This is a genomic window from Streptomyces sp. NPDC005004 (genome assembly GCF_053600675.1).
On record NZ_JBSGAH010000003.1, the window covers coordinates 74,036 to 100,781 of the forward strand.

The 26,746-nt window shown below is 74.8% G+C and carries 14 protein-coding genes; 7 read left to right on the forward strand and 7 right to left on the reverse strand.

What is annotated here, in order from left to right; genetic code table 11:
- Positions 1–81 precede the first annotated feature (81 nt).
- On the forward strand, positions 82–1,656 hold the full coding sequence (locus tag ACWEEU_RS04760) for a carboxylesterase/lipase family protein (protein WP_451728468.1): 1,575 nt from the start codon (positions 82–84) through the stop codon (positions 1,654–1,656).
- A 311-nt stretch (positions 1,657–1,967) separates the two neighbouring features.
- On the opposite strand, the gene mmuM is transcribed toward ACWEEU_RS04760, so the two are convergent.
- The 4 genes from mmuM to ACWEEU_RS04780 are packed head-to-tail and all read right to left on the reverse strand — an operon-like array spanning position 1,968 to position 5,500.
- Positions 1,968–2,900, reverse strand: a complete 933-nt coding sequence (gene mmuM / locus ACWEEU_RS04765; protein WP_451728471.1) for a homocysteine S-methyltransferase — start codon at positions 2,898–2,900, stop codon at positions 1,968–1,970.
- Complete coding sequence (locus ACWEEU_RS04770) at positions 2,897–3,601, reverse strand: alpha/beta fold hydrolase (RefSeq protein WP_451728474.1); 705 nt, start codon at positions 3,599–3,601, stop codon at positions 2,897–2,899. Before ACWEEU_RS04770 ends, mmuM begins: the two co-directional genes overlap by 4 nt.
- A complete protein-coding gene (locus ACWEEU_RS04775) occupies positions 3,594–4,175 on the reverse strand; it encodes a TetR/AcrR family transcriptional regulator (RefSeq protein WP_451728477.1) in 582 nt (193 codons plus the stop codon). The genes ACWEEU_RS04770 and ACWEEU_RS04775 overlap by 8 nt, the downstream gene beginning before the upstream one ends.
- A gap of 53 nt (positions 4,176–4,228) precedes the next feature.
- A complete protein-coding gene (locus tag ACWEEU_RS04780; protein ID WP_451728480.1) occupies positions 4,229–5,500 on the reverse strand; it encodes an FAD-binding protein in 1,272 nt (423 codons plus the stop codon).
- Positions 5,501–5,704: 204 nt separating this feature from the next.
- Here ACWEEU_RS04780 and ACWEEU_RS04785 point away from each other — a divergent pair, with 204 nt between their 5' ends.
- Together ACWEEU_RS04785 and ACWEEU_RS04790 are read left to right on the forward strand one after the other, a co-directional pair.
- Entirely contained in the window at positions 5,705–7,024 is a 1,320-nt protein-coding gene (locus ACWEEU_RS04785; protein WP_385740418.1) for a radical SAM protein, read from the forward strand.
- Positions 7,025–7,260: 236 nt separating this feature from the next.
- Entirely contained in the window at positions 7,261–8,751 is a 1,491-nt protein-coding gene (locus ACWEEU_RS04790) for a cellulose binding domain-containing protein (protein ID WP_451728484.1), read from the forward strand.
- Positions 8,752–8,758: 7 nt separating this feature from the next.
- Here the strand turns inward: ACWEEU_RS04790 and ACWEEU_RS04795 are convergent, their stop codons facing one another.
- Both ACWEEU_RS04795 and ACWEEU_RS04800 read right to left on the reverse strand, forming a co-directional pair.
- Positions 8,759–11,548, reverse strand: coding sequence for a hypothetical protein (locus ACWEEU_RS04795; RefSeq protein ID WP_451728487.1), 2,790 nt, complete (start codon positions 11,546–11,548; stop codon positions 8,759–8,761).
- The gene (locus tag ACWEEU_RS04800; protein WP_451728490.1) at positions 11,545–19,719 is read right to left on the reverse strand and encodes a hypothetical protein; all 8,175 of its coding nucleotides are present in this window, start codon (positions 19,717–19,719) and stop codon (positions 11,545–11,547) included. Before ACWEEU_RS04800 ends, ACWEEU_RS04795 begins: the two co-directional genes overlap by 4 nt.
- Positions 19,720–20,188: 469 nt before the next feature.
- On the opposite strand from ACWEEU_RS04800, the gene rsgA reads away from it, so the two are divergent.
- The 3 genes from rsgA to ACWEEU_RS04815 all read left to right on the forward strand — a co-directional run bounded on the left by rsgA (position 20,189) and on the right by ACWEEU_RS04815 (position 24,145).
- On the forward strand, positions 20,189–21,304 hold the full coding sequence (gene rsgA / locus ACWEEU_RS04805; RefSeq protein ID WP_451728493.1) for a ribosome small subunit-dependent GTPase A: 1,116 nt from the start codon (positions 20,189–20,191) through the stop codon (positions 21,302–21,304).
- Between the two features lie 131 nt (positions 21,305–21,435).
- Entirely contained in the window at positions 21,436–22,809 is a 1,374-nt protein-coding gene (locus tag ACWEEU_RS04810) for a bifunctional transcriptional activator/DNA repair enzyme AdaA (protein ID WP_451729050.1), read from the forward strand.
- 142 nt (positions 22,810–22,951) lie between these two features.
- On the forward strand, positions 22,952–24,145 hold the full coding sequence (locus ACWEEU_RS04815; RefSeq protein WP_385740599.1) for a GDSL-type esterase/lipase family protein: 1,194 nt from the start codon (positions 22,952–22,954) through the stop codon (positions 24,143–24,145).
- Between the two features lie 22 nt (positions 24,146–24,167).
- Here the strand turns inward: ACWEEU_RS04815 and ACWEEU_RS04820 are convergent, their stop codons facing one another.
- Entirely contained in the window at positions 24,168–24,650 is a 483-nt protein-coding gene (locus tag ACWEEU_RS04820; protein ID WP_385740403.1) for a DUF456 domain-containing protein, read from the reverse strand.
- A gap of 188 nt (positions 24,651–24,838) precedes the next feature.
- Here ACWEEU_RS04820 and ACWEEU_RS04825 point away from each other — a divergent pair, with 188 nt between their 5' ends.
- The gene (locus ACWEEU_RS04825; RefSeq protein WP_451728497.1) at positions 24,839–26,686 is read left to right on the forward strand and encodes a protein phosphatase 2C domain-containing protein; all 1,848 of its coding nucleotides are present in this window, start codon (positions 24,839–24,841) and stop codon (positions 26,684–26,686) included.
- The last annotated feature ends 60 nt before the right edge of the window (positions 26,687–26,746 follow it).

The following is a 26,746-nucleotide window of genomic DNA, read 5'->3' on the forward strand; positions in this document are numbered from 1 at the left end:
CTCTCCTATGTGGTGCCGTGTGTGATCGCCACACGCTCTGTGTGTGATCGGCACATGTGCGCGGCGAAGGGCTGGTGGGCGATGACCGCAGACCGCACGGACCCAGTGGTCCGCACGCTGCACGGGGCCGTACGCGGCCGCTACGAACAGCACATCGCGGTGTTCCGGGGCATTCCGTACGCCGCACCCCCCTTCGGCCCCCGCCGCTTCCGGCCGCCCGAGCGGCTCGAGTCCTGGGGCGGGGTCCGCGACGCCGGGGACTACGGTCCGACCGCGCCGCAGGTGCCGTACTCCGAGGCGTTCTCCGGCTACCTCTCCGACCCGGTCGTCCCCGGCGACGAGTGCCTCAACCTCAACGTCTGGACCCCCGAGCCCGGCCCCGGCGCCCGGCTCCCCGTCCTGGTCTGGCTGCACGGCGGCGCGCTGACCAGGGGCTCCTCGGGCGTACCGGTCTACGACGGCGGCGCCTTCGCCCGTGACGGGGTCGTCCTCGTCTCGGTCAACTACCGGCTCGGCGTGGAGGGCTACGGCCTGTTCCCGGACGTACCCGCCAACCCCGGCCTGCGCGACCAGCTCGCCGCGCTGGCCTGGGTGCACGAGAACGTCGCGGCCTTCGGCGGCGACCCGGACAACGTCACCCTGGCCGGCCAGTCGGCCGGTGCCATCAGCGCGGGCGTCCTGCTCGCCGTCCCCGGGGCGCGGGGGCTGGTCCGGCGGGCCGTGCTGCAGAGCGGCGCACCGGAGGTCTCCGAGCGCGACAAGGTGCGGCGGATGGTGCGCCGTATGGCCGCCCGGCTGAAGGTACCGGCCACCGCGGCCGCCTTCGCCGCCGTCGACCGTGACCTGCTGCTGCGCGCCCAGGCCGAGGTGGGGCGGCTGAGCAGCCCCGTCCTCGGCGGTCCCGCCTTCGGCATCGTCCCGGACGGCGACCTCGTGCCCGCCGATCCGCTCCAGGCGCTGGTCGACGGCACGGCGGCACCGGGCGTCGACCTGCTCATGGGCTGGACCCGGGACGAGTACCGGCTGTGGCTGGTCCCGGGCGGGCTCGTGGAACGCGTCGACCGGCTCGGCGCCGTCGCGCTGGCCGGGGCCATGGCCCGCTGCCGGGTCGGCCACGAGGTGCCGCGCGGCTACCGCGCCCTGCGCCCGGGAGCGGGCGCCGCGGAGATCGTCGGCCAGATGGTCACCGACCACATGCTGCGCGTGCCCATCCACCGGATCGCCGACGCCCGGCCCGGCACCTCGCACCTCTACGAGTTCGCCTGGCCCTCCCGGCGTCCAGGGCTCGGCGCCTGCCACGCCCTGGAGCTGGGCTTCGTCTTCGACACCGGCGAGGTCCCCGAGTCCGTCAAGCTGGCCGGGCACGGCGCGCCGCAGCACCTCGCCGACACCATGCACGCCGCCTGGGTCCGCTTCGCCGCCACCGGCGACCCCGGCTGGCCCGCGTGGGACGCCACCCACCCCGTGCGCGTATTCGACGACGGCGACGGCCCCGACCTCGCCCTCGGCCCCCGCGACGCCGAGATCGCCCTGTGGGCCACCGCCCCGCCCCTGCAGGACCCCACCCCCGCGACCTCCATCGTCCGCATCCCCCGCACCGACCTCTCCTCGGCGGTACGCCGCCTGCGCCGGTCGTCGGCCACGCGGAGACACTGAGGGCTTCGGGGCACGGCTCCTCCGCCTGGGCGTCGCAGCCGTCACCGTGCGACGCCGAGGCGCCGGTGGAGACAGGCGCGCTGCCGCGGCCGCCGTCCGGCCTGGACGCACACCTGTCGCCGCTCCGACCGCCGGACACGGACCGTCGGACCGGCCGGCTCCGCCGCCGGGCCCGGACTCCCGCGTGCGGGCAAGGGCCCGCTGCGCCCGCGATCACCGTCGGGGCCGTGCGCGCCCGGCCACCGGCCCGCCCGGCGAGGCCCGTCCCGCGAGGCACGCCCCCCAGAGCCCGCCGGCCCAGCCGCCGCCGCTCAGCGCCACCGCGCCAGGCGCCCCGCCACCGCCCCGATCGTCTCCGGTCCCACCCGGCAGCACCCCCCGATCAGCCGGGCGCCCGCCGCGCGCCACGCCTCCACCAGGCCGGTGCCGAAGGTCGCGCTGCCGTCCCACGTGCGGGCGTCCGCGTCCCAGGACTCGCCGCTGTTGGGGTAGACGACGACCGGCTTGCCCGTCACACGCCGGGCTGTGCGGACGGCGGGCAGCGCGTCCTCGGGGGCGCAGCAGTTGACGCCGACCGCGATCACCTCGTCCACGTCGGCGGCGAGCCGGAACGCCTCCTCCAGCGGCTGCCCCGCCCGCGTGTGCCGCCCGGAGACGGTGTACGACAGCCACACCGGCACCCCGAGCCCGCGTACCGCGCGCAGCAACGACTCCGCCTCCACGGTGTCCGGCACCGTCTCCAGGGCCAGCACGTCGGGTCCCGCCTCCGCCAGCACCTCCAGGCGCGGCCGGTGGAAGCGCTCCAGCTCCGCCGCGCTCAGCCCGTACCGCCCCCGGTACTCCGAGCCGTCCGCGAGCATCGCCCCGTACGGTCCCGCGGACGCCGCCACCCAGAGCGGTCGTGTCACGTCCGCCGCACGGGCCGCCTCGCGCGCCAGCTCCACGCTCGACGCCATCAGCCGCGCAGCCGCGGCCCGCCCGATCCCGCGCCTGCCGAAGCCCTCGAAGGTGGCCTGGTAGCTCGCGGTGATCGCCACGTCCGCGCCCGCCGCGAAGTAGGCGAGGTGTGCCTCGGTCACGGCCTCGGGCCGCTCGGCCAGCAGGCGGGCCGACCACAGCTCGTCCGAGAGGTCGTGCCCGGCGGACGCCAACTGGTTGGAGAGACCGCCGTCCAGCACGAGCGGCCCGGCGGTCAGGGCCTCGGCCAGGGAGGGGGTGCCGCGCGTACCGGGATCGCTGCTCATGCCCCCGAAGCTAGTCCCCCGAGCAGCACCTCGGTCAGCCGGTCCGCGAACTCCACCGGATGCTCCAGCGTGCCGAGATGCCCGCCCGGGAACTCCAGCGACCGGCTGCCGAACCGGGAGGCCAGGAACTCGGCGGACCGACGTGGCAGTTCACCCCGCGAGTCCGCCCCGACGGCGAGCGTCAGCCGTTCCGGCTCGTCCGGCGCGGCGGGCACGTACGCGGTGAACGGCCGCAGCACATGCGCGAGGAAGACCCCCGTCGGACCCTCGGGGCGCGGCCGGCCGTCCCCGTCCAGTGCCGCGATCAGCTCGCGCCGCCGCTCCTCCCCGTCCGGCAGCACCAGCGCGCACGGCGGTTCGTGCGCGACCACGTGCGCCAGCCGGCCGGGGTGCCGGGCGAGCAGGTCCAGGGCCGCGATGCCGCCCGAGCTGGTGCCGAACACGCAGGCCCGCTCGCCCGGCGGCAGCACCTCCGCCAGTACCCGCCGCGCCCCGCCGCTCCAGTCCTGCGGCCGCTGGTGGGCCACCGGCAGCCCCAGCCGCCCGTGGGCGAGGCCCAGCGGGTCGTATGTCACCACGGTGAACCGGCGGGCCAGCCGCTCGGTCAGCGGGCCCAGCCCCATGGGATGTCCGGCGCCGCCCGGCATCAGCAGCAGCACGGGACCGCCGCCGCTCACGTCGTGGTACGGCCCCTCACGCATCGTCCGTCTCCCGCGGCCAGTGGGTCAGCGCCCGGTGCAGGGCCTGCACTCCCTTGTCCCAGGAGGCCGTGACGTCGCGGTCCGCGCCGAAGCCGCCCGCCGACTCCAGGACGCAGTAGCCGTGGAAGGTGCTGCGCAGCAGGCGGACGGCGTCGGTGAGGTCGGGTTCGGTGAGGCCGTAGGCGCGGAGCATCCCGTAGGTGATCTCGGCGGTCCGGCGCAGGGCGGGGGAGCCGGCGATCAGGGACTGGTCGACGCGGATCTGGGTGGCGGCGTAGCGGCCGGGGTGTTCGAGCGCGTAGGAGCGGTAGGCGCCCGCGAACGCGGTCAGCGCGTCGCGGCCCGCGCGCCCGGCCACCGCCGCCGCGATGCGGTCGATCAGTTCGCCGCCCGCGTGGAGCGCGAGCCGGGTGCGCAGGTCGTGCAGGTTGCGGACGTGCGAGTAGAGGCTCGCGTCCTTCACGCCGAAGCGCCGCGCGAGCGCGGACAGCGTGACGTTCTCGAAGCCGGACTCGTCCGCGAGTTCGGCGGCGGCCGCGACCAGCCGGTCCACGGTGATGCCCGCGCGGGCCATCGACCCACCTCCCTAGGATTCCTCGGCTGAATCCTAGGGTATCTAGGAAGTCGTCACGGCAACTCCAGCGCCTCCCGCACGAACTCGTTGGTGAACTTGCCCGTCGGGTCCAACTCCCGCGCCAGCGCGCGGAAGTCGGCCAGGCGCGGATACCGTTCGCGCAGCACCTCAGGGGGCGTGGCGAACACCTTGCCCCAGTGCGGGCGCGGCGCGAACGGGTCCAGTGCCGCCTCCACCGCGCGCACGGCGGGCAGGACGGCCGGCAGGTCGTCCACCCAGGTGAAGTGCAGGGCCGCCGAGTCACGGCCGTAGGCCGGGCTCAGCCACTGCGTGTCGGCGGCGATCGTCCGGACCTCGCAGGTCAGCAGCGGCCCGCGGACCTCCGCGCGGACGTCCTCCAGCGCGCGCAGCGCGTCCGTGGCGGCGGTCCTCGGCAGCAGGTACTCCGACTGGTACTCGGCGCCGCTGCTCGGTGTGAACTCGGCCCGGAAGTGCGGCAGTCGCTCGTGCCACGGTCCGGCCACCCCGAACTGACCGGTGCAGTTGACGGCGGGCATCCCCGGCACCGGATGCTCGGCCTCGGTGGCGGGCGCCGCCCACGGGAAGTCCACCGGCGCCTGATCGGTGCGCCGCTTCACCCACACCGTGCGGAAGCCCGGCGCCCGCCAGTCGGTGAACAGGCTGACGCTGTACGCCGCTCCGGCCACCGCCTCGAAGTCCAGCCCGTCAAGCGTCAGTTCGGTGAAGACGTGCTGCTCCACCTCGTACGCCGGTTCCAGGTCCAGGGTGAGCGCGGTGACCACCCCGAGCGCGCCCAGGGAGGTCACCGCGCCGTCGAACCCGGCGTCACCACGCGTGAGTTCCACGGTCGTGCCGTCCGCCGTCAGCAGCTCCACCGTCCGCACCGCCGACGCGAGCGGGGCGTTGCCGATGCCCGAGCCGTGCGTGCCGGTCGCCACCGAGCCCGCCACCGAAATGTGCGGCAGCGAGGCCATGTTGGCCAGCGCCAGCCCCCGCGCGTGGACCGCGCGGGCGAGTTCGGCGTAGCGGACGCCGCCCGAGACCCGGACCGTACGGGCCTCGGTGTCCACGTCGACGACCGGTGGCAGAGCGGCCAGCGAGACGAGGACGCCCTCGCCGCCGGGGTCGGCGACCGTGTTGAACGAGTGGCCGCTGCCCAGCACCCGTATCCGCGCGGCGGCGGCCACCAGGGCCCGCAGCGCGGCCACGGACTCGGGGCGGTGGAACTCCTTGGCCGTGTAGGTGATGTTGCGGGCCCAGTTGGTGACCGCCCGCCGCCCGGCCGTGCGCGCCTGCTCCGTCATCGTCGTCGTCCTCCCCGAGAGTGCTCTTCGGCCCGACCCTCTCACCCCGCGGCCCTCCGGGGAAGATCGCTCAGGGGCGGCGCACCGCACGTCAGAGGCGCCGTACCGGCGCGGACACCACGCGCCGAGGTGCCCCCGGGACGCCTCCACCGGGAACGGGGGCATACGGTGAGGGGTGAACGCCTGAGCCGGGAGGAGAAACGGATGGGCAGCCGTACCGCGCTGGTCGAGGATCTGATGGAGCGGTTCCCGCATGTGCCGCGGGAAGCCGTCTTCAAGGAGGACCTGCTCCGGGGCGGAGTCGCCTTCGACGCCTCGGCCCTCAGCGACAACGAGGACGGCGAGGTCAAGCCGAAGTCGTACTTCATCTTCTCCTTCGACCACGGCACCCTCCCCGAGCTGGGCGAGGCCGCGCTGCGCAGGCCCCCGGAGGAGATCATCCTCACCGGCGGCCCCTACGACCTGCGCCGTACGGTCGTCTCCGTACGGGTGAACCCCGCCTCCCCCTACCGGGTCGCCGCCGACGAGGAGGGGCAGCTCGGCCTCTACCTGGACGGCAAGCGCATCTCCGACGTGGGTGTGCCCCCGATGCCGGAGTACTACCGGCACACCCTCTCCAACGGGAAGTCCGTCATGGAGGTCGCCCCCACCATCCAGTGGGGTTACCTGATCTACCTGACCGTCTTCCGGGTCTGCCAGTACTTCGGCGCCAAGGAGGAGTGCCAGTACTGCGACATCAACCACAACTGGCGTCAGCACAAGGCGGCCGGGCGGCCGTACACCGGCGTCAAGGACGTGGAGGAGGTCCTGGAGGCGCTGGAGATCATCGACCGGTACGACACCCAGAAGGCGTCCACCGCCTACACCCTGACCGGCGGCGCCATCACCAAGACGGTCTCCGGCCGCGACGAGGCCGACTTCTACGGCCACTACGCCAAGGCCATCGAGGAGCGCTTCCCCGGCCGCTGGATCGGCAAGGTCGTCGCCCAGGCGCTGCCCAAGGCGGACGTGCAGCGCTTCAAGGACTACGGCGTGCAGATCTACCACCCCAACTTCGAGGTGTGGGACGAGTACCTGTTCAAGATGTACTGCCCCGGCAAGGAGCGGTACGTCGGCCGCGACGAGTGGCACAAGCGCATCCTGGACTCCGCCGACGTGTTCGGCGCGCGCAACGTGATCCCCAACTTCGTGGCGGGCGTGGAGATGGCCGAGCCCTTCGGCTTCAAGACGGTCGACGAGGCCATCGCCTCCACCACCGAGGGCCTGCGCTTCTTCATGTCGCACGGCATCACGCCCCGCTTCACCACCTGGTGCCCCGAACCCACCACCCCGCTCGGCAAGGCCAACCCGCAGGGCGCGCCGCTGGAGTACCACATCCGGCTCCTCGAGGCGTACCGCAACACCATGGACGACTTCGGTCTCTCCTCCCCGCCCGGCTACGGCCCGCCCGGCCCCGGCAACGCGGTCTTCTCCGTCAGCTCCTTCATGGACAGCCTCCCGGCCCAGACGCCGGTGGAGGTCTGACGGCCGGACCGGACCGACAGCGAGGGGCGCCCGTGTTGAACACGCGGGCGCCCCTGTCCGTATCCCCGGGAGGAGTGGCGGCGCGCGGTCACACCGGGCAACCGGAGGCTCACCGGATTCGCACGGTCCGCTTGTCAGCCGCCGTAGTGGCGTGAAAAGCTCCTGCCGCCGCGGGGTATCGCCAACTCCATCGCCTCTGTGGTGAGTTGACCTCGTTCGTGGACGCGGGAGTTCGATTGTCCGACCTGCCGACCCCTCAGGACGCCGACGAGACCGCGCTGTTCTCCGAATGCTGGGACGCGGTCCTGTCGTACGCGGACCTGTGCACCGCCGGCTCCATGACGGCACGCCGACTGGCCGACGAAGCCTTCACCCTGGGTGTGCGCCGACTGCGCGCCGAGGGAACCGCCGTACGCGGCCCGGGCCGTCGCCCCGCCCGGCTGCCCGTCGTCCCCGAACTCCTCACCGCGGTACGCGAGACGGCCGCCGTGTGGGAGGGCGAGGGGCAGGGTCAGGGACTGGACCCCGACCTGCGGCTGTGGCTCAACTCCGACGCCGCCGCGCGGTATGCGGGACCGCCCCTCGCCCGGCCCGTCGCGCTGCGCGGCCTGCGGGACATGCCCGAGGCGGACGCCTCGCTGCTCTGGCTCGCCGAGGTCGAGGCGCTCCCGCTGAGCGTGCTCGCCCGGCGCCTCGGCCTCGACCCGCAGACCGTGGGCACCGAACTCGAACAGGTACGCGTGCTGTTCCGCGAGCGCTGCCACCGCGCCCACCGGGACACCCCGCTGGACGCCGAGTGCCGCAGCTACGCCCGGCTGCTCGACGCGGTCACCCGCTCGCCGGGCGCCGAGGAGCCCGAGGACCTCTCCCGCCACCTCGCCACCTGCGTGCCGTGCGCCGAGGCCGCCGCCTGTCTGCGTCTGACGGGCGGAGCCCTGCCCGCGGCCCTGGCCGGAGGCGTCGTCGGCTGGGGCGGGCTCGCCTATCTGGAGCGCCGCCGCCGGGCAGCCGAGGTCCGCCTCGGCGCGGGCGGACCGGGGCGCACCGGACCCGGCGACCCCGACCGGGACGCGTCCCGCGGCCGCGTGGTGCGCGGCGGGCTGCTCGCCGCCGCCGGGCTGATCTCCGTCGTCGCGCTCGGCGCCTCGCTGATGCCGTTCGGCGGCTCGGACGGCGACGAGGGCGCCCCCGCCCACGACGACCAGCGCCCGGTCGCCGCCCCCAGCGCCGCCCGCCCCGGCCACGCCCCCTCCCGCTCGGCCGCCCCCGCCACCACCCGCACGGTCCCGGTCTCCCCGAGCCCGAGCACCCCGAAGACCCGCACCCGGCACGCCACCCCGAGCCCGAGGCACCGGAGCACCGCCTCGGCCTCCGCGGCCGCGCCCGCCCCCACCGCCACGTCCTCGCACGCGCCCACCTGCCAGGTCGCCTACCATCTGGACGACCAGTGGAGCGACGGCTTCCAGGCGACCCTCACCGTCACCACCGACGACGCCCTCGCCGACTGGCGGCTCGCCTGGACCTTCGACGACGGGCAGCGCATCGGCCAGACCTGGGACGCCACCTCGCACCAGTCCGGCTCCCAGGTCACCGCCTCCGCCAAGAGCTACAACAAGTCCGTGGCGGCACACGGGTCCTTCGCGTTCGGTTTCGTCGGCACGCACGACGGGGCGAACGACGACCCACGCGCCTTCACTCTCAACGGAGAGCGCTGCGCCGTGGAATGACGAGACGTCAGGTCGCGCGCGCCGCTGCCTCCATCCGTGCCGCGAAGTCCCGCACGCTCCAGCCGGGCCGGGTGCTGCCCGGCCGCAGGGCCGCCGTGATCAGGCCGATCAGCGGGCGGGGCACCTCGTGCGCGGCGAGGTCCGCGCCCACCTCGTCGGCGGCGCGGTGGTACGGCGGGTCCTCGCCGGTGAGCAGCCAGTGGGCCACCCCGGCGAGCGAGTACAGATCGCACGCCCGGGCCTTGAGTTCGTCGCCGTCGCGGATCTCGGGCGCCACGTACGGCGAGGGGAAGCGCGTGAAGAGCCGGGAGACCGCCGCGGTGGACACCTGCGGCACCCGCATCCACTCGAGCATCGACACCTTGTAGTACGGCTCGTTCGGCGGCGCCCCGGGCGGGGGTGGGCACCGGTAGGCGGAGTCGGGGGAGAGGTCCCGCAATACGACGCCGCCCGCGTGGAGTTCGGACACGGCCGCCGCGAGCCCGGTGACGACCTCGGCCGCCTGGGCTGCGGGCAGGGGCGCGGGCAGGTGCCGTACCGGGTCGTCGTGCTCCCAGACGTAGGCGATGAGCAGGTGCGGTTCGACCTCGGGGGTGTCGCGGGGCAGCTCCACGGGGCGGAACACGCGGCGGGCCAGTTCGGGCCGGGCAGCGAGCTTGCGGGCCACGCTGCTGACCCGCAGGCTCAGCTCGTTGCGCAGTTGCCTCGCCTCGGCGGTCGGCAGGGTGGTCATGTTCTCGCCGATGACCTTGAGGTAGTGCGGCAGCCCGCCCGCCTCGGCGCGGTACGCCTGCCAGTTGTCGCCGAGGGCGTGCGGTGCCTCCAGGCGGAAACCCGCGAGCACCGGAGGCAGGGCGATCTCGCCGACCAACCGCCGCAGACACTCCTCGAACCGAGGCGGACGCTTGCCGTCGGGCGCGATCTCCCGTACCCGGCGCAGGAGTTCGGCAGGCTCCTGGGAGACGAGGGTTCTCGCCGCCGGGGAACCGGGGTTGGTGAGGGAGGGCACCCGGGGAACGGCCAGCAGACAGGCGGTACTGCCGGGCCAGTCGATCTGCCGCTTCAGGGCCGGGGCGAGTTCCCGCAGCAGGGGCAGCGGCGAGTGGCTGGTGTAGGCGCGCGTCACACCGGGGCCGGGCGGCCAGGTGTCCGCCGACGGGTCCAGGCCCTCGGGCAAGCGCCAGTTCTTGCACTCGACCGCGATCAGCACGTCACCGCGCAGGACCACGCAGTCCACGTCGGTCGCCCGCCCGCGCCGGTCCGCCCGCGCCGCGACGATCACCGCGTCGTCCGGGTCGAGCCCCTGCGCGAGCGTGTGGGCGACCTTGCGCTCCTGCTCGGTCTGGTACGGGCCGAGTTGGTACAGCCGTGCCCCACGCGCCCGAGCGGGAGCGGGATTCGGCCGCCGGGGTGCCGTCGGCTGCTCCGGACGCGCCGGCGTGGGTGCCGAAGTGCCCGAACGGGCGGCCGGGTTGCCGTCCAGGAGCGTCAGCAGTGCGGCGGCGCGGGGTCGTTCCCCCTGGCCGCGCAGGGCGTTGCCCAGCGCGCGGCGCCATACGGCGGGCACGTCCGCCGGGAGCCGGTCGAGGTCGGCGGCGGGATGGTCTCCGGCCCCCGGACCGAGCAGCAGCCCCACGGTGACGGTGGCCCACGACCACACGTCCGCCGCCTGGGGCACCGCCCGGGTCGAACCGTCGCGGATCTCGGGCGCGATGTGCACGTCCCGTACCGCCGAGCGCAGCAGGTCCGTGCCGCCGCGCCGGCTGTCGATGCGGGCGTAGACGGCGCCGATCAGGGTGACGGTGCGGCCGTCCTCGTTCGGGAAGACGAGTTCGGGCCGGATCGCCTGGTGCACGATGCGCAGGGAGTGCCGGTCGGCGATGGTCCGCAGCAGGGCCAGGGAGTGGTCCAGCGCCTCGGCCGTGGTGAGTCCGGCGCGCAGCCGGGCGCCGAGGTCGGGACCGGGCGGCAGCGGCAGGGGTACGACGAGACGTGAGCCGTTCTCCACCGTGAACGGCGCGAGCACCGGGCCGAGGGCCGCGCGGTGGGCGACGGCGAGGTCGCGGTCCGCCCGGTTGCGGGCCTCCGCGTCGTTCGGCCCGATGACCAGGGCCACCCGGTGCCGCTGCTCCGCCTGGTCGACGTGGACCCCCTCGTGCACCACCCAGGTGTCCTGGTAGGTGAGCACGCGTCCCTGGCGGTAGCCGTTCTCGGGCCAGGAGTCGGGGCGGCGCGCCTGGAGACGGCGGCGCAGCTCCTCCGGCCGTACCGGTGGCCGCCGCCCCGCCGGAAGCGCGGTCAGCCATGCGTCCAGGCCGCTCAGCGGGACCAGCGGGTGCTTGGCCTCCCGCTCCACCCCGCTGACGTCGACCTCGTCGTAGTGGACGACGACACCCTGGGTGGCGATCCGTCGGCCCAGTCCGGAGTGGAGGACGGACGACTTGTGCCGGATGCGGGCGATCGGGTTGGGCACGACGGTGCGCACGGCGCCGTGCTCGTGGTGCCAGTGGTACGCCGCGTGGTGGCCCAGCACCCTGCCCTCCTCGGCGGGCAGCAACTGCACGACGACGGCGACGGTCGGCAGCAGCACGATGGCGTCGAGCTCCGTGCCGTAGGAGTACGACGATCCCTGACCCACGGGGGAGTGGTGCGGCAGCACGATCCGGCCGGGGGTGCCGGACAGGGCCGCGGCGAGCCGCGCGGGCCAGCCGGAGCCCGCCGGTCCCGGCGTCGGCGCCGGGCCGGGTCTCGGCACGGGACGGGGACCGGGGGCGGGACTGGAGGCGGGCGCGGTCATGGGCGGGGGAGCTCCCTCAGGGCGGCGGACAGTTCCTCGGCGTTCTGGAAACGGCGGGCGGGGCGGGACAGCAGCGCCTTGTGCAGGACGCTCTTGAGCTGCAGGGACGTCTCGTCCTCGATGTCGTCGAAGTGGACGTCGAGGAGCTGCGGGTCGCTCTCCCCGGGCGCCAGATCGGCGAGCGGCCTGCGCCGGGGATGGACCAGGTGGAACAGGGCCGCGGCCAGGGAGTAGGCGTCGTCCTCGGGGCGTACCCCGCGGCTGTCGCAGTCGTCGTCGCCGTAGCCCCGTTCCTCGGGGGCGTAGCGGGCGTCGAAGGCGTGGTCGCGCAGGATCGGGCTGCATGCTCCCGAGAGGTTGCCGCCGCCCCAGTCCAGGACCGTCACCCGGCTGTCCGGCGCCAGGACGAGGTTCTCGGGCTTGATGTCGCCGTGAGTCAGGTCGCTCTCCCGGTAGACGCGCGTGACGACGTCGGCCGCCTCGACGATCCAGTCCACCGCGTCCCGCCAGTGGTAGGGCTTGCGGGGTTCGTCCCGCACGACGTCGGCCAGGGTGCGGCCCTCGGTCCATTCGAAGACGAACCAGCGGTCGTCGATCACGGACCGCTCGGGCAGCAGGAGGGGCACCCCGCTGACCGCGCTGCGTTTGAGGGCGTCGAACCGGGAGGTCAGCGCGGCGAGGCAGTCGTCGTCGCCGTCGGGATTGAGGAGTTTCGCGACGGCCTTGCGGCCGTTGAGCCTGACCGCCCGGACCATGGGGTGTTCGTCCAGCTTCTGCACGCCCAGCCCTTCGCCCACCTCGAATCCCGCGCCGCGCAGCGCCGCCGCCGGATCGTCGCCGGCCAGGGCGTCGGCGGGGACCGTCGGCGTCTCGGCGGCCGGGGCCACCACGGGGACGGGGTGGGCGGCCTCGCGGGCCTGCTCCTTGAGCCGCTGCTTGACGTGCCGCTGCTTCAGCCAGGTGTGGATCAGCCGGTTCGACCAGATGTAGTCGTCGTGGCCGTACTTCCGGATGAGCCCCAGCTCCTTGATCCGGTCGAGTCCGCGGTCGACCTCCGGCTCGGTCGCCATGTCGACCGCGTCGCCGTCGATGGTGAGCAGGTCGTCCTCGTCGGGGGCGGTCTCGTTCTCCAGCAGATAGGCGATCGCGTCGGCCACCCCGGGCTCCCGCTCCATGTCCGAGAACGGCTTGACGACCTCGGGGCGTTCCATGAGCGCCTGCGCGGCCGACTCGACGTCGTCCGGGGTGATGATGGACGCCTTGCGGCGGGCCAGCAGCTTCGCCAACTCCTCGCCCATGCAGTGCACGTGGTACGGGTAGCCGCCGGTGTAGTCCACGACCCTTTCCACCACGTCCTGTTGGCGGATGACCTCCTCGTTGAAGCCCAACTGGAAGATCTCCCGCGCCTGTTCCGGCTCCATGAAGCCGACCGGGAACTCGCGGATCTCGTCGGTGAGGTTGCTGCCGTGCGGCACGAGCCGCGCCTTCAGGCTCTCGAAGCTGCACGAGCCCAGGGTCAGCAGCAACAGCGGGGTGTCCGGGTCGCTCGCCATCGCCCGCAACTGGTCGCCGAGATGGGCGATCGGCAGCCCCGACTCGCCGACCCGGTCCAGCAGGGTCTGGAACTCGTCGATCATCAGCAGCAGCCGCCAGCCCTCCAGGCCGGTGAGCCGCATACCGGTCAGCCACTCGCTGAACTCGTCGCCCTCACTGGGGAGTTCGTCTTCCCAGGTCACTCCGGCGGGCCACGCCTTGCGGACGCCCTTGCGGATCTGGTGGGCCAGCCACGTCCACAGGGACATCCGGTGCAGATGGCTCCACATCTCGCCGTTGACCTCCACGGCGAGCACCCCGGGCAGCGGCCACTCGGCCGGGTTCCCGGGCAGCGGGTTGCCCGAGAGCGAGCGGGCCAGGGTGGTCTTGCCGACCTGCCGGGGCCCGTGCAGGAAGCGGACCGGGGCCGCCAGCCGGTCGCGGTAATGGTGGCCCAGCAGGGTGAGTTCGGCCTTGCGGGGCACCCGGATGCGGGGATCGGCGGGGCTGCCCGCGGCGAAGGCGTGGGCAGCCAGCTCCTCGCGCCAGGGCCTGCGCTCCACCGGGAAGGGCCACTTGAGGGTCTCCGAGGCGTCCGGCCGGTAGATCCAGCAGTCCAGCTCCACCCGGTCGGCGCCGTACAGCTCGTCGTCCACGCGGAAGACGACCTGCTGCCGCCGCCCCCGGTCCAGTTGCACCTCCACGTACGGCGAGCCGTTGTAGCCGATCTGGACGCGCCCCTCGCCCTCCTGCGGCTCCACCGTGAGGCGGACGTGCAGCGGGCCGTCGTCGTGGCACCACAGCTCCGACTCGATCACCTGGAGGGCGCCCTCGACCCGCGGCGGCAGCAGGCGGCGCCCCGACTCCTCCCAGAGCCGGTAGGTGACCATGCTCACCTGCTTCGCGGCATCCCGCAGCGCCCGGTCGCCGACCCTGCTGCTCAGCTCCCTGGCCTGCCGGCGCAGCACCATCAGATGGGCGCGGCCGTCCTCGGTGTCGATGTCCTGGGCGAGCTGGAGGTACCAGACGTTCACCAGCTCGTCGACGACCACCTCGTCCTCGCTGCCCGCCGCCAGGGAACGCACCGACTCCACGACCCGCTCCAGCCGGTACGACGCCTCCGGGCGCCCGCCGACGACATCGGCCGCCCGGAAGGAGACGAGGTCCGCGTCCAGGTCGAGGAGGAGGCTCTCCTGCGCCACCTCGTCACCGCGCAGGATCTCCAGCTCGCGCGTCCGCATGTGGAGTCCGAGTTCCTGTTTGGTGGCCAGGGCCTCCCGGTGCCGGTCGGGGTCGCCGCTGGAGCGGGCCGCCTGGATCCAGTCCTCGACGGCGTGCGCCAGCCGGGGACGGCCCGGGGTCGTCGCCAGCTCGCGGACGACCTCGCCGTACTCCTGCGCCGCCTCCGCGCTCTCCCCGTCCTGCCAGAGCATCCGGGCCCACAGCCAGCGGGTGTCGGGGGAGACGCCGCGACGCTGCTCCAGCAGCGCACGCATCACCTGGAGCCTGCGGTGCGAGGGCTCCTCCCGGGCCAGTTCCACCGAGCGGGCGTCCGCGAGCCTCTTGAGCTGGCCCGCGCCGAGCAGACCCCGGACCAGCAGGAGATGATCGGGGCGGCGGTCGGCCAGGGACACCGTCACGATCTCGTTGACGTGCGGCATCGGCGCGAGCAGTGAGCGGTACGCCTCCTCCACGAGCGCGTCGTCCCCGGCGTCCTGACCGAGCAGCAGGGCCACGGCGGCGAACATCCGGGCCAGGCCCGTGGGGCGGTCGACGGCGACGGACAGCAGGGTGCGGGCGGCGGCGTGCGGGTCGCCGAGGCGGTGCAGTTCGAGCCCGGCCTGCGCCAGCGGCAGCTCCGTCCGGCCGAGGCCGAGATCCTCCGCACGCATCCGGGCGATCTCCTCCACCGCCGCGCGAGGGCCGCCGAGCGCGTGGGCCAGCGCGGCGCGGGGCCGGATGAAGGAACTGCTGAACGCGAAGCCGTCGACCAGCGTGCGGGCGAGCGCCGGTTCTTCGGTGTGCACCAGGGCCAGCACCAGGTCGGAGGCGATGACCTCGTTGCGCGGGTGGGCGTCGTAGGCCGTCCGCCAGGCATCGGCGGCCTCGGCCCAGCGCTCCTCCTGAGCCGCGGCGAGACCCGCGGTGAAGGCGGTGGCCGCCGCCGGGCTCACCCGCTTCAGCATGTCCGGGCCGAGCGGGCGGGGCGCGGGGCGTACGAACCGCTCGGCCTCCCCGGCCAGCCCCTCGATGAGGCGGCCGCACCCGGCGCGCATCAGCAGTGTCTGCTGGGCGAAGCCGGCGGAGCCCGGCTCGTGACCGCGCAGGGCGCCCGCCAGGGAGGTGCTCTGGACGCGGTTCTCCCACTCCTCCGGCTTGGCCCTGAGCGGGAGCGGGGGCGCCGGTTCGTGCGAGTGGACGGGCAGTACTTCTCGGGCGGGACGGGGTGCCGGGACCGGAGCCGCGCCGTCCGGTGCCCAGTCGGTGCGCGGCTGCGCGAGGCCGTCCTCGTCGGACTGCTCCGGCGTCGCCGGTCCGGGCAGGGAGAACGCGTTGTTCGGGGTCAGCAGCCTGCGCGGTGACGGCCTGCCCACCCTGCGGAAGATCTCGTCCACGCCGGTCCTGGCCTCGGCGCTGAGCGCCGTCCAACTGCTGATCCGCGCCTCGATCTCCAGCGTGTCCGCCGCCTGCTCCAGCAGCCCCAACTGGGCGTACGCGGCGGCGATGTTCCAGGCCGCCGCCGAGCCCGTCCAGAACCGGTCCGCGTACCGCCGGAACAGCCCCAGCGCCTCCTCGGCGCGCCCCGCCGTGACCAGGGCGCCCAGGGTGTGCGGATAGGCCAGCACATGCCCGGCCTCCAGTGCCGCGCACCACGCGTCGGCGGCGGCTCCCGGGCCCCGCTCCTGCTCCAGGTCCTGTGCCTCGTGCAGCGGTGCGGACCCCTCCGCGGGGCGCGGCGGCAGCACCAGGTGGGAGTGGTGGGGCGGGAGTCGTACGGTCCGGTCCACATCGGCGGACAGCGGCTGCGGGGGCAACGGCGGGGACGTGGCGGCCATGACCTTGTCGGCCTCGTCCGACTCCCCGTGACTGCGCAGGAGCACGACCATCCGGTGCCAGATCCTCGGCCGCTGGGCGGGGCGGCACTGGTCGGCGAACTCGGTCAGCAGGCGGATGGCCTCCTGGTGTTCACCGGAGTCGTCCAGCGCCGAGGCGAGGCGTTCCACCAGCTTGGTGTCGCCGCCGCCCACCACCTGCTCCACGAGCCCGGCCGGGGCCTGCCGGTCCGGCTGCTCGGCGACCCGGTCGATCAGCAGGTCCAGCAGGGTCAACCGGGCCCAGGGCGCGGTGCGTTCGAGCTGACGGGCGACCGCGAGAACCGGGGAGGGCCCGCGCTCGTCCAGCAGTTGCCGCGCCGGGTCCAGAAGAGCGGCCTTGTCCTGACGGCCACTCAACGCCTGCTGCACGATGTGCTGTTCGGGCGCCTGAACGGTACGGGGACCGCCGGACACCTGCGGCCCGGCCGTCGTCGGCGGTACGCCGATCCGCCGGTCCAGTTGCTCGATCCATTCGGCCGGGCCGCCCAGCGACACGACCTGGCGCCGCATGTCCTGGGCGACCGTCGGCCGCCCGGCGGCGACCGCCACCAGCCCGGCCTCGTAGCACAGCCGCCAGTCGTCCTCGCCGAACGCGCGCCGCCGGGAGACGAGTGTGAGGGCGTCGTCCAGGCGGCGGCCCTCGCGCCAGATCTTCATCAGCAGCAGCCGCCCCGGAGTGCGCGGCGCGGCCTCCACCAGCGACCGCAGCAGCCACTCCGCGTCACGGCGGCGCCCGATCGTGTAGAGCCGTTTGGCCAGCGACTCGAAGTGCTGCACGGTGGCGTTGCCGATCCGGGTGGGCGGGTTCGGCGCGACGACGGTGCTGTACGGCGACGGCGGCACCGGCCGGCCCGCGGCCGCCAGACGCTCGGCGAGGAGCGGCCACACCCCCGACGGCGGCTGGTCCCCGCTGTCCAGCGCCAGCTCCAGCGTGCGGGCAGCGCCCTCGGCGTCCCCCGTCAACTCCTGCGCGCACGCCCGGTTCCACAGCAGCCAGCCCGAGGCGTCGGCGGGCAGCAGGCTGTCCGCCCAGTCGGCGGCGAGCCCGGCGTCCCCGGCCCGGCACGCCCAGCCGACCGCGCACGCGGCGGCCGCCCGCGCGGCGTCGCCCTGTGCCTCCGCCGCCCAGTCGGCGAAGCCCTGCGCCACCTCCAGCGGATTCTCCACCCGGGTCAGCGCCGCCAGCAGCCCGGACGGCAGGCTGTCCGCGTCCAGCGCCAGCAGATCCTCGTGCAGCAGCACGGGCGGAAGATTCCCCTCGTCCCCGTCCTCGGCGGCGGGCGGCCGGTGCGAGGGGGCGTCCTGCGCCGGCGGGTACGGCTGCGTCCTCGGATACGGCTGGGTCTGCGCGGGCAACTGCGGTACGCCGACCACGGGCCGCGCCAACGCGATCCGCCGCTCCAGCTGGAGCAGATCCTGCGTCGGCGCCCCGGCCGCCGCGAGGGAGTCCCGCAACTCGCCCGCCCGGCCGAGATTCCCGCTCTCGGCGGCCACCAGGGCGAGATCGAAACCGAGCTTCGAGTCGGCGGCGCCGCGCTCGGTCATCCGGGCCACGAACCGCTCGGCGTCGGCCAGCCGGTGCTCCTCCCGGTAGATCTTCATCAGCAGGGAACGGCCGGGGGCCAGCGCGGACACCTCGGTCAGCGCCTCCAGCAGCAGCTCGGCATCGGCCGTACGCCCGCCGAGGCGCAGCCGCTTGGCCGTGGCCTCGAACCGCTGCATCACAAACGTGTCGGTACGGCCGTCGGGCACCGGCCCGTGCCGCAGCGGCTGCCGGAACGGACAGGGCCGCCCCGCCACCCGGAACAGCTCCCGCACCGGCGGCACGACGAGCTGCGGCGGGCTGTCACCCAGCCGCGCGACGGCCTCGAAGGCGGTGACGGCACCGTCCAGATCACCGAGCGCGGCCCGGGCGCAGCCCTCGTTCCAGTACCGGGTCGCCGAGCGGCTGGCACGCTGCGCGAGCCGCGCGTGCTGCTCCAGCGCCCGCTCCGGGTCGCCGCCGAACACCGACCAGCCGATGGCACACACGGCGGCGGCCCGCTGGGCGGGTCCCGAGCCCCGCGCCGCCATCTCCTCGAAGACGGCGGCCGCCGTCCCCGCGTCCGGCACCGCCCGCAGCGCGCGGGGCAGCAGCGGATGCCAGGGCTCCTCCAGCAGCTCAGCGAGCAGCAGGATGGGCGGTACGGCCACGGGCTCGCCGCTCGGTACGACGGCGGCGCCGCGCGCACCGGGGCGGCTCTCCTCGGCGGGGGACATCCCCTGCGCCAAGTCCTCAGCCGCTACGAGGAGTTGCTCGGCTGCCTCCTCGTCCTCGGTACGCTCGACGACGTCCACCATGCCCGCGAGACGGGTCAGCGCGGGGTCCTCGGCGCCGGTATCCTCCGGGTCCTCGCCGGTGCGGCTCTCCGCGATCCTCTCGCGCAGGGCGCGGGTCCGCTCCAGACGTCTGCCCCGCGCGACCAGCGGCTGCGCCAGCTCCAGCAGGGAGTCGACCTGACGGGTCCAGCCGCCCGCGACCTCGGCGCGGACCTCGTCGAGGAACTCGACCAGCTCGGGGCTCTCCGAGACGTGCCGGGCGACCCCGTCGAGCCTGCTGCGCACCGACGCCAGATACGACTGCGCCTGCGCCACCACGCCGCCCTTGCGGCCCGTCTCGCCGAGCGCCAGCGCGGGACGCAGCGCGTCCTGCGCCTCCAGCAGGGACAGCCGCTCCTCCAGCCGCTCCAGCACGGGAGCCGGACTGAACGCCTCCGCCTCCGGACCGGTCAGATCGAGCAGGACCAGCGGCAGCAGGGCGGCGGCGGCCGGGGACAGCCGGGCCGCGTCGTCCTCCGACACCTGCAACGGCACCCGCGGCGGCGCGTCCCGCACGATGCCGTCGAGGGCCTGCACCTCCCGCATCCGGTCGGCGATCCGCGCCGCCGTCTCCACCGTCTGCTGATAGCGGACGCCGCTCATCGAGAGCGGCTTGAGCAGCGCGCCGTTGACCGACTTGACCGCGTCCGCCGGGGACTTGGCCAGCAGCAGGCACGTGTCGGGGCCGTCCTCGGTGAACGTCTGCAGCGGGCGCAGGAACAGGTCCTTGCCCATCACATGGTTCGCGGCGGCCGCCGCCCGCGTCTCCGTCTCCAGTCTGCGCCGCGCCTCGCGCAGCAGCCCCTCCTGCGCCGCGTGCAGCGCGGGGCGGCCACCGGCGGACGCGAGCGCCTGGAGCGAGGACTTCAGCGCGGGCGGCAGGGTCTCGTCGCCGTGGAAGACCCCGGTGGCGAACCGGCCCGTCCACGCGAAGTGCCAGAAGTCCAGCAGCGCGCCCACGCCTTCGGGGTCGTCCCCGGCGAACGCCCGTGCCAGCACCTCCACCTGGCGTACGGCCACCGACTTGTCCGGGGCGATGGCGTGCGCGTGGAACAGCGCCTCACGCGCGACCACGACCGCCACGGGCGCGGCCGCCGTCGCGATGTCCCGCTCCGGCGGGCTGTCCGTCCCCAGCGAACCGGCATAGCACTCCACGCCCGTTGCCCAGTCGACAGCCTCGCCCACCCGGCACCCCCCGCACCAGTCATGAGTCATCCGACGGTTCGTCAAACGCCTTTGCGAAAAGGCGGAAACGGCACGCACCTCACCCGGAGCATCCCAGGCTATCAGCAGGTACCGCCCTTATCTCCCGGTGTGACGGGGGGCGTTGCACGGGGGCGCGGGGCGGGGCCGCGAGGTCCCCGACCGGCAAGCGCGAGCGGTGCGGCCGGCGACCCCGGGATTAATTCGGTGGTGTCGCACGCCGGCTGCTCCTAGGCTGACGTCGCATCCCGCGGTGGCCCTCGGCCGCCGCCGTCGACCGTGTTCGAGGAATGAGAGGTGAGCCCGATGACCGTCTTCGTGACGAGCGCTGCCCGCGCTCAGCAGACCGTTCGTGCCACCTCCGTGGTCTCCGGCTGAACCCTCCCTGATCCAGGGTCACCTCCGCGCACAGGCGCGCTGTCGGCCGGGGCCGCCCCCTGAAGGGTTTCCCTTGAACTTCCTCGACGGTTCCTCCGTTTCCTCCTCTTCCTCCTCGCGCGCGCTCGACCCCTACGGCTGGGACGCCGGCTGGGAGGCAGAGTTCGCGCCGTACGCCGAGCGCGGTCTGCTGCCCGGGCGGGTCGTGCGGGTCGACCGGGGGCAGTGCGACGTCGTCACCCCCGTCGGCACCGTTCGGGCCGACACCGCGTTCGTCACGCCCAACGACCCGATGCGGATCGTGTGCACCGGCGACTGGGCGGCCGTGGAACCCGGCGGTACGCCCCGGTACGTACGGGCGCTGCTGCCTCGCCGTACCGCCTTCGTCCGCTCCACCTCCTCCAAGCGGTCCGACGGGCAGATCCTGGCCGCCAACGTGGACCACGCGGTCATCGCCCTCTCGCTCGCCGTCGAACTCGACCTCGGCCGCGTCGAGCGCTTCCTCGCCCTCGCCTGGGAGTCCGGGGCGCAGCCCGTGGTCGTCCTCACCAAGGCCGACCTCGTGCCGGACCCGGTGACGCTCGCGCACCTCGTCCAGGACGTCGAGACGACCGCGCCCGGCGTGCCCGTGCTCACGGTCAGCGCGCTGTACGACGAAGGTCTCGACGTGCTGCGCGCCCTCGTCGGCACCGGCACCGCCGTCCTCCTCGGCCAGTCCGGCGCGGGCAAGTCCACGCTGGCCAACGCCCTCGTAGGCGAGGAGGTCATGGACGTACGGGCGGCGCGTGACGTGGACGGCAAGGGCCGCCACACCACGACCACCCGCAACCTCCTGCCGACGCCCGGCGGCGGTGTCCTCATCGACACGCCGGGGCTGCGCGGCGTCGGTCTCTTCGACGCGGGCAGAGGGGTCGGCCAGGTCTTCTCCGACGTCGAGGAACTGGCCCGCCGCTGCCGCTTCCCCGACTGCGCCCACGACAGCGAACCCGACTGCGCGGTGCGCTCCGCCGTGGACAGCGGCGCGCTGCCGCACCGCAGGCTCGACAGCTACCGCAAGCTGGTGCGCGAGAACCAGCGGATCGTCGCCAAGACCGACGCCCGGCTCCGCGCGGAGATCAAGCGGGACTGGAAGCGCAAGGGCGCGGAGGGGCGGGCGGCCGCCCAGGCCAAGCGGGGACGGTGGTCGTAGCCGGGACGCCCTCGGGGGCACTGGCGGACGCGCTCTCGGGCAGAGGTCCCCGAAAGCCGGCTTCAGGGCCCCAGCCCCCTGTCCGATTCCCGCTGGCCCCACTCCCCTCCCCGTCCCACACTGGACGCGTGATGGACGAGGACAGCAGGTACGAGGCGGTGCGGGGCCGGGACGGACGGTTCGACGGGGTGTTCTTCTTCGCCGTGCGGACCACCGGGATCTACTGCCGCCCGAGCTGCCCCGCCGTGACCCCGAAACGGGAGAACGTGCGGTACTTCGCCACAGCCGCCGCCGCACAGGGCTCCGGGTTCCGGGCCTGCCGGCGCTGCCGTCCCGACGCCGTACCCGGGTCGGCCGAGTGGGACGTACGGGCGGACGTGGCGGGGCGGGCCATGCGGCTGATCGCCGACGGGGTCGTGGACCGCGAGGGCGTCACCGGCCTCGCCGCCCGGCTCGGCTACAGCACCCGGCAGGTGCAGCGGCAGCTCACCGCCGAACTCGGCGCCGGACCCGTGGCCCTCGCCCGCGCCCAGCGGGCGCACACCGCGCGGGTCCTGCTCCAGACCACCTCCCTGCCGGTCACCGAGATCGCCTTCGCCGCCGGTTTCAGCAGCGTGCGCCAGTTCAACGACACGGTCCGGGAGGTCTACGACCGCACTCCGACCGAGGTGCGGGACGCGGCCCCCGCCCGCCGCGCCGCACCCGGCACCGGCATCCCGCTGCGCCTCGCCCACCGGGGCCCGTACCAGTACGGTCCCGTCTTCGACCAGCTCGCCCGGGAGGCCGTACCCGGCGTCGAGGAGGTCGCGGGCCCACCCGGCGACCGGGTCTACCGGGGCACCCTGCGGCTGCCCTACGGCACCGGCGTCGCCGCCGTGCGCGAGCGCGGCCGCAGGCACGCGGCGGGCGGCGGCACGCACCCCGGCGGCTGGCTCGACGCGCGCGTGCATCTCACCGATCCCCGCGACCTGACCACCGCCGTGCACCGGCTGCGCCGCCTCTTCGACCTCGACGCCGACCCGTACGCCGTCGACGAACGCCTCGCCGCCGACCCCCGCCTCGCCCCCCTGGTCGCCGCCCGCCCCGGTCTGCGCGCCCCCGGCACGGTCGACCCGCTGGAGGCCGCCGCCCGCGCCCTCGCCGGGCCGCCGGAGGCCGTGGGCCGCCTGGTGAGCCGCCACGGCAAGACACTGGACGCCCCCAGCGGCGCCCTGACCCGCCTGTTCCCCGACCCCGCCGCCCTCGCGGACCTCCCCGGCCCCCTCGGTGCCCTCGCCGCCGCGCTGACCGACGGCACCCTCCGCCTCGACCCCGGCGCCGACCGCGCCCACGCCGAGCGGACCCTGCTCGCCCTCCCCGGCCTGACCCCGGCCGCCCTCACCACCCTGCGCGCCCGAGCCCTCGGCGACCCCGACGTGGCCCCGCCCGGCACCGGGGCTCCGGCGGCGTGGCGGCCGTGGCGGACGTACGCGGTCCAGCATCTGAGGGTGGCCGGCGAGCTCTGAGTACGGGCGCTCTCATCTCCGCCTGGCGGAACGGGGGTTGAGCCGAGCGGGTGGGCCGCTGGTGCCGTTGCCGTGGGTGCGCGCCGTGCGTGTGGGACGGTCGGCCGTGACGGACGGGTACGGCGGCGAAGGGCGGGCGCGGGTGGGCAAGATCGTGCGGGGGCTCGCGGCGGTGTTCCTCGCCCTGGTGCCGGGTACGGCCACGGCCGCCGTGCCTCCCGTCCGCGCGGGGCAGTCCTGGACCGGGAGCTGGGAGGCCGCGCCCTCCGGGACGACCTCGGGGCTGCCCGGGGCCGCCGTGCGGAACGTCGTCCACCTCAGCGTCGGCGGCAGCGCGCTGCGGGTCAGGATCGGCAATCGGTTCGGGGTCGCGCCGCTGCGGATCGGGGCGGTGACCGTCGCGCTGCGGCGGGGGAGCGGAGCGGGGGCGGTGCCGGGGAGTATGCGGACCGTGACCTTCGCGGGCGGCCGTACCGCCGTGGTGCCGACCGGCGAGGACCTGCTCAGCGACCCGGTGCGGCTGACCGCGCGCGCCGCCGCCGACCTGCTGGTCACCGTCTTCGTCCCCGAGGACTGCGGACCGGCGACCGAGCATCGCACCGCCCTCCAGACCGGCTACGTCGCCCGGGCGGGCGCGGGCCATGCCGCCGACGTGGGCGAGGCGGCGTACACGGCGACCGCCGTCAGCCGGTGGTACTACGTCACCGGCGTCGACGTACGCGGCAGCGCCCCCGGGAGCGTCGTCGCCCTGGGGGACTCCCTCACGGACGGCGCCGGGTCCACCCCCGACGCCAACCACCGGTGGCCCGACCTGCTCGCCGACCGCATGCGCCGTCACCGGCTCGGCGTCCTCAACGCGGGCATCGGCGGCAACCGACTCCTGCGCGACGGCACCGGGCCGAGCGCCCTCGCCCGACTCGGCACGGACGCGCTCGACCGCGCCGGGGTGCGGTTCCTCGTCCTCTTCGAGGGCGTCAACGACCTCAACGGCACCCCCGCGGCAGCCGATCCCGCCGCCTACGCGGAGGCCTACCGGACGATCGTCGCCCGCGCCCACGCCCGGGGCGTCAAGGTCGTCGGGGTGACCCTGACGCCGTATCGGGGGCATCCCGCGTATGCGGCGGCGCGGGAGGGGGTACGGCAGCGGGTGAACGCGTTCATCCGGGACGGGGGTGTCTTCGACGCGGTGGCGGACGCGGATGCCGCCCTGCGTGACCCGGCCGACCAGCGGCGGCTGCTGCCTCGGTACGACCCGGGGGACCATCTGCACTTCGACGACGACGGCATGGCGGCGGTGGCCGCGGTGGTCGGCGAGGCGCTGGGACGGTGGAGGTGAGCCGCGGCCCGCTTGCCGACCGTCAGCCCCAGAGCACCGCCCCCAGCCACGCCCCCGCGATCAGCAGGCAGGCGAAGAACTCCGCGAGCACGCTGGAGCCGCCGGACCGCATCGCCGTGCGAAGCGCGGCCATCGCCTCGCCGTGACGGCCCAGCCGGAGCCGCTCGCTGAGATAGATACCGCCCATGAAGCCGGGCACAGCGCCCAGCACGGGAAGCAGGACGAAGCCGAGTACACCGCCGACGCCCGCGTACACCGCCATACGAGGGGTCGCCCCGCTCTCGCGCAGCCGGCGCGGCGGCAGCACCCAGCGCACCACCTGAGAGAGCAGCAGTACGACCGTCGCGCCGACGAGCACGGCCCACGCGACCGCACCCGGACCGGTCAGCGCCCACCACAGCACCCCGGCCCACACCAGCCACGACCCCGGCACACCGGGCACCAGCACACCGCACAGACCCAGCGCGACGACCAGCCCGACCAGCAGGAGTTCCCACGCTCCCATCTGCCCAGGGTGCCGGAGACGGGGGAGGAGCGCAGGTCACGGCGGACCGGCGGAGCCTTCACCGATCCGAGGTAGATTTTCGTACTATCGTCCACACGTTCACTCGATAGGACGTTCGAGATGCGTGGGAGCGCCGGATTTCTCCGATGCCCCGTTTTCGTACCGCCCCTGCGGTGAGAATCAAGGGCATGAGCCAGCAGGGGGGAAGGCCCGCCCGTCGTGACGACGACTGGTGGGGGCAGCTTTACGACGAATCGGCCGACGACACCGGCCCCACAGCCGCGCCCGATTCCCTGGACGACCGGTTCGCCTCGGCGAGGAACACGGTGTCGGCTCCGTCGGAGGACGCGGGTCCGGGGGCCGGCGAGGGGTCGGTGCGGGTGCCGTTGCCGGGGCAGCGGGGCGATGGGGACGCGGCGCTCGGCTCGGCCGGACGGGAGGAGGGCGGCGGGGTCGTGGAGGCCGGCCCGGGTTCTGACGGCGACTCGGTGGGCGGCTCCGGTCACGACGCGGGTGCGGACCCGGGTCTCGGACCCGACGTCGCCTCCAAGGCCACGCTCGGCTTCGACCCCATCCCCGGTCAGCGCACCGATCCCGAACTCGGTCCGGACGCCGAGCCCGACCCCCGTCAGGGTCGCGACGCGGCTGCCGAGCCCGGCCTCGGCCTGGACCCCGACGATCCGGAGGCCGGACCCACCACCGACCCCGCCCCTCCCGAGCCCAGGACCGGCCCGCGCCCCGCCTTCCCGCCGATGCCCGGCTGGCCCGCGCCGGCGTCCGCCCCACCCGGAACGGCTCCTCCGGAACCTCCCGCGAAGTCCGGCCACGCACCCCGGCCCCAGCCCCCGGAAGCCGACCCCGGCACCATCCGCCCCGGGACCCAGGGACACCGCCCGGACCCGGAGCCCGGCCGGTCTCCCGAGCCGGTAACCGCGGAGACCCCCCAGGCACCCCCCTCCGAGCCGTCCCCCACCAGCTCGGGGACGGTCCATCTGGGCGTCCCCGCCTCCACCCCGGAGCCCGACCCCTCGGACGACCCTCCGCGACGACCCGCCCCCACCGTCACCTACGTGGGCACCCGGCCCCCCACCTACGACCCCGAACCCGTGGCCCTCCCCGCCGCCGACCCCGACGCCCTCGCCGACCTGGTCTCCGACACCGTGCTGGACGGCGCCCGGTACGGGACGTGCACGCTGCGGGCGGCCTCCCTGCGGGGGGACTCGGCGAGGTACCGGGGCGAGCCGCGCAGGGACGCGATGCTCACCGCCCGGTTCGGGAGCGGGGAGCACGCGCTCGTGCTCGTGGCCATGGCGACCGGTGCGCGCGCCGCGCCGAAGGCGCACCGGGCGGCGGCCGAAGCGTGCCGGTGGATCGCGGGGGCGGTCGGGCGCAGCCATGAGCGGCTGGCCGAGGACGTACGGGCGGGACGGAAGGGGGCGCTCAAGTCGGGGCTGCACCGGCTGACCGACCGCGGCATCGGGATGCTGCGCGCGAGCGCGGCGGAGCAGGAGCTGGACCCGGAGCTGTACACCGCGAGCCTGCGCTGTCTGCTGTTGTCCGCGGACCCCGACTGCCGCAACCGCGTGTTCTTCGGCACGGGGGACGGCGGACTGTTCCGGCTGCGGCGCGGGGAGTGGCAGGACGTCGAGCCGAGCCCGCCGGCCGCCGGTACCGAGGCCGACACGCACACCGGCGACCCCTTCGGCGCGCTGCCCGCCGCGACCCTTGAGGGCGACCGGATCACCCTGGATCTCGGTCTGCCCGCCCCGCCGAGCTCCTTCGCCCCGGCGCCCGCCGCCGACCCCCGGCCCGCCTTCCGGTTCCGGGCATCCGTAGCCCGACCGGGTGATGTGCTGCTGATGTGCACCGGCGGTCTCGCGGAACCCCTGCGTGGGGAGCCCGCGCTGGGCGCGTTCCTCGCCCGCCGCTGGTCCCGCGCCGCCGCGCCCGGTCTCGCCGCGTTCCTGGCGGACACCCAGACGCGGGTGAAGGGATACGCCGACGACCGTACGGCGGCGGCCGTGTGGGAGGCGTGACGGCGGACCCTGTGACTTCATGGAACCGGAAGAGGCGTATTCCGGAACCGCGAAGGGGCA

What these genes read in the sequence shown, in the direction of transcription:
- ACWEEU_RS04760 (WP_451728468.1), top strand. Translation starts at nt 82, where the DNA reads ATGACCGCAGACCGCACGGACCCAGTGGTCCGCACGCTGCACGGGGCC.
- ACWEEU_RS04775 (WP_451728477.1), bottom strand. Translation starts at nt 4,175, where the DNA reads ATGGCCCGCGCGGGCATCACCGTGGACCGGCTGGTCGCGGCCGCCGCC.
- ACWEEU_RS04780 (WP_451728480.1), bottom strand. Translation starts at nt 5,500, where the DNA reads ATGACGGAGCAGGCGCGCACGGCCGGGCGGCGGGCGGTCACCAACTGG.
- ACWEEU_RS04810 (WP_451729050.1), top strand. Translation starts at nt 21,436, where the DNA reads ATGGACGAGGACAGCAGGTACGAGGCGGTGCGGGGCCGGGACGGACGG.
- ACWEEU_RS04770 (WP_451728474.1), bottom strand. Translation starts at nt 3,601, where the DNA reads ATGCGTGAGGGGCCGTACCACGACGTGAGCGGCGGCGGTCCCGTGCTG.
- ACWEEU_RS04795 (WP_451728487.1), bottom strand. Translation starts at nt 11,548, where the DNA reads ATGACCGCGCCCGCCTCCAGTCCCGCCCCCGGTCCCCGTCCCGTGCCG.
- mmuM (WP_451728471.1), bottom strand. Translation starts at nt 2,900, where the DNA reads ATGAGCAGCGATCCCGGTACGCGCGGCACCCCCTCCCTGGCCGAGGCC.
- ACWEEU_RS04825 (WP_451728497.1), top strand. Translation starts at nt 24,839, where the DNA reads ATGAGCCAGCAGGGGGGAAGGCCCGCCCGTCGTGACGACGACTGGTGG.
- ACWEEU_RS04820 (WP_385740403.1), bottom strand. Translation starts at nt 24,650, where the DNA reads ATGGGAGCGTGGGAACTCCTGCTGGTCGGGCTGGTCGTCGCGCTGGGT.
- ACWEEU_RS04785 (WP_385740418.1), top strand. Translation starts at nt 5,705, where the DNA reads ATGGGCAGCCGTACCGCGCTGGTCGAGGATCTGATGGAGCGGTTCCCG.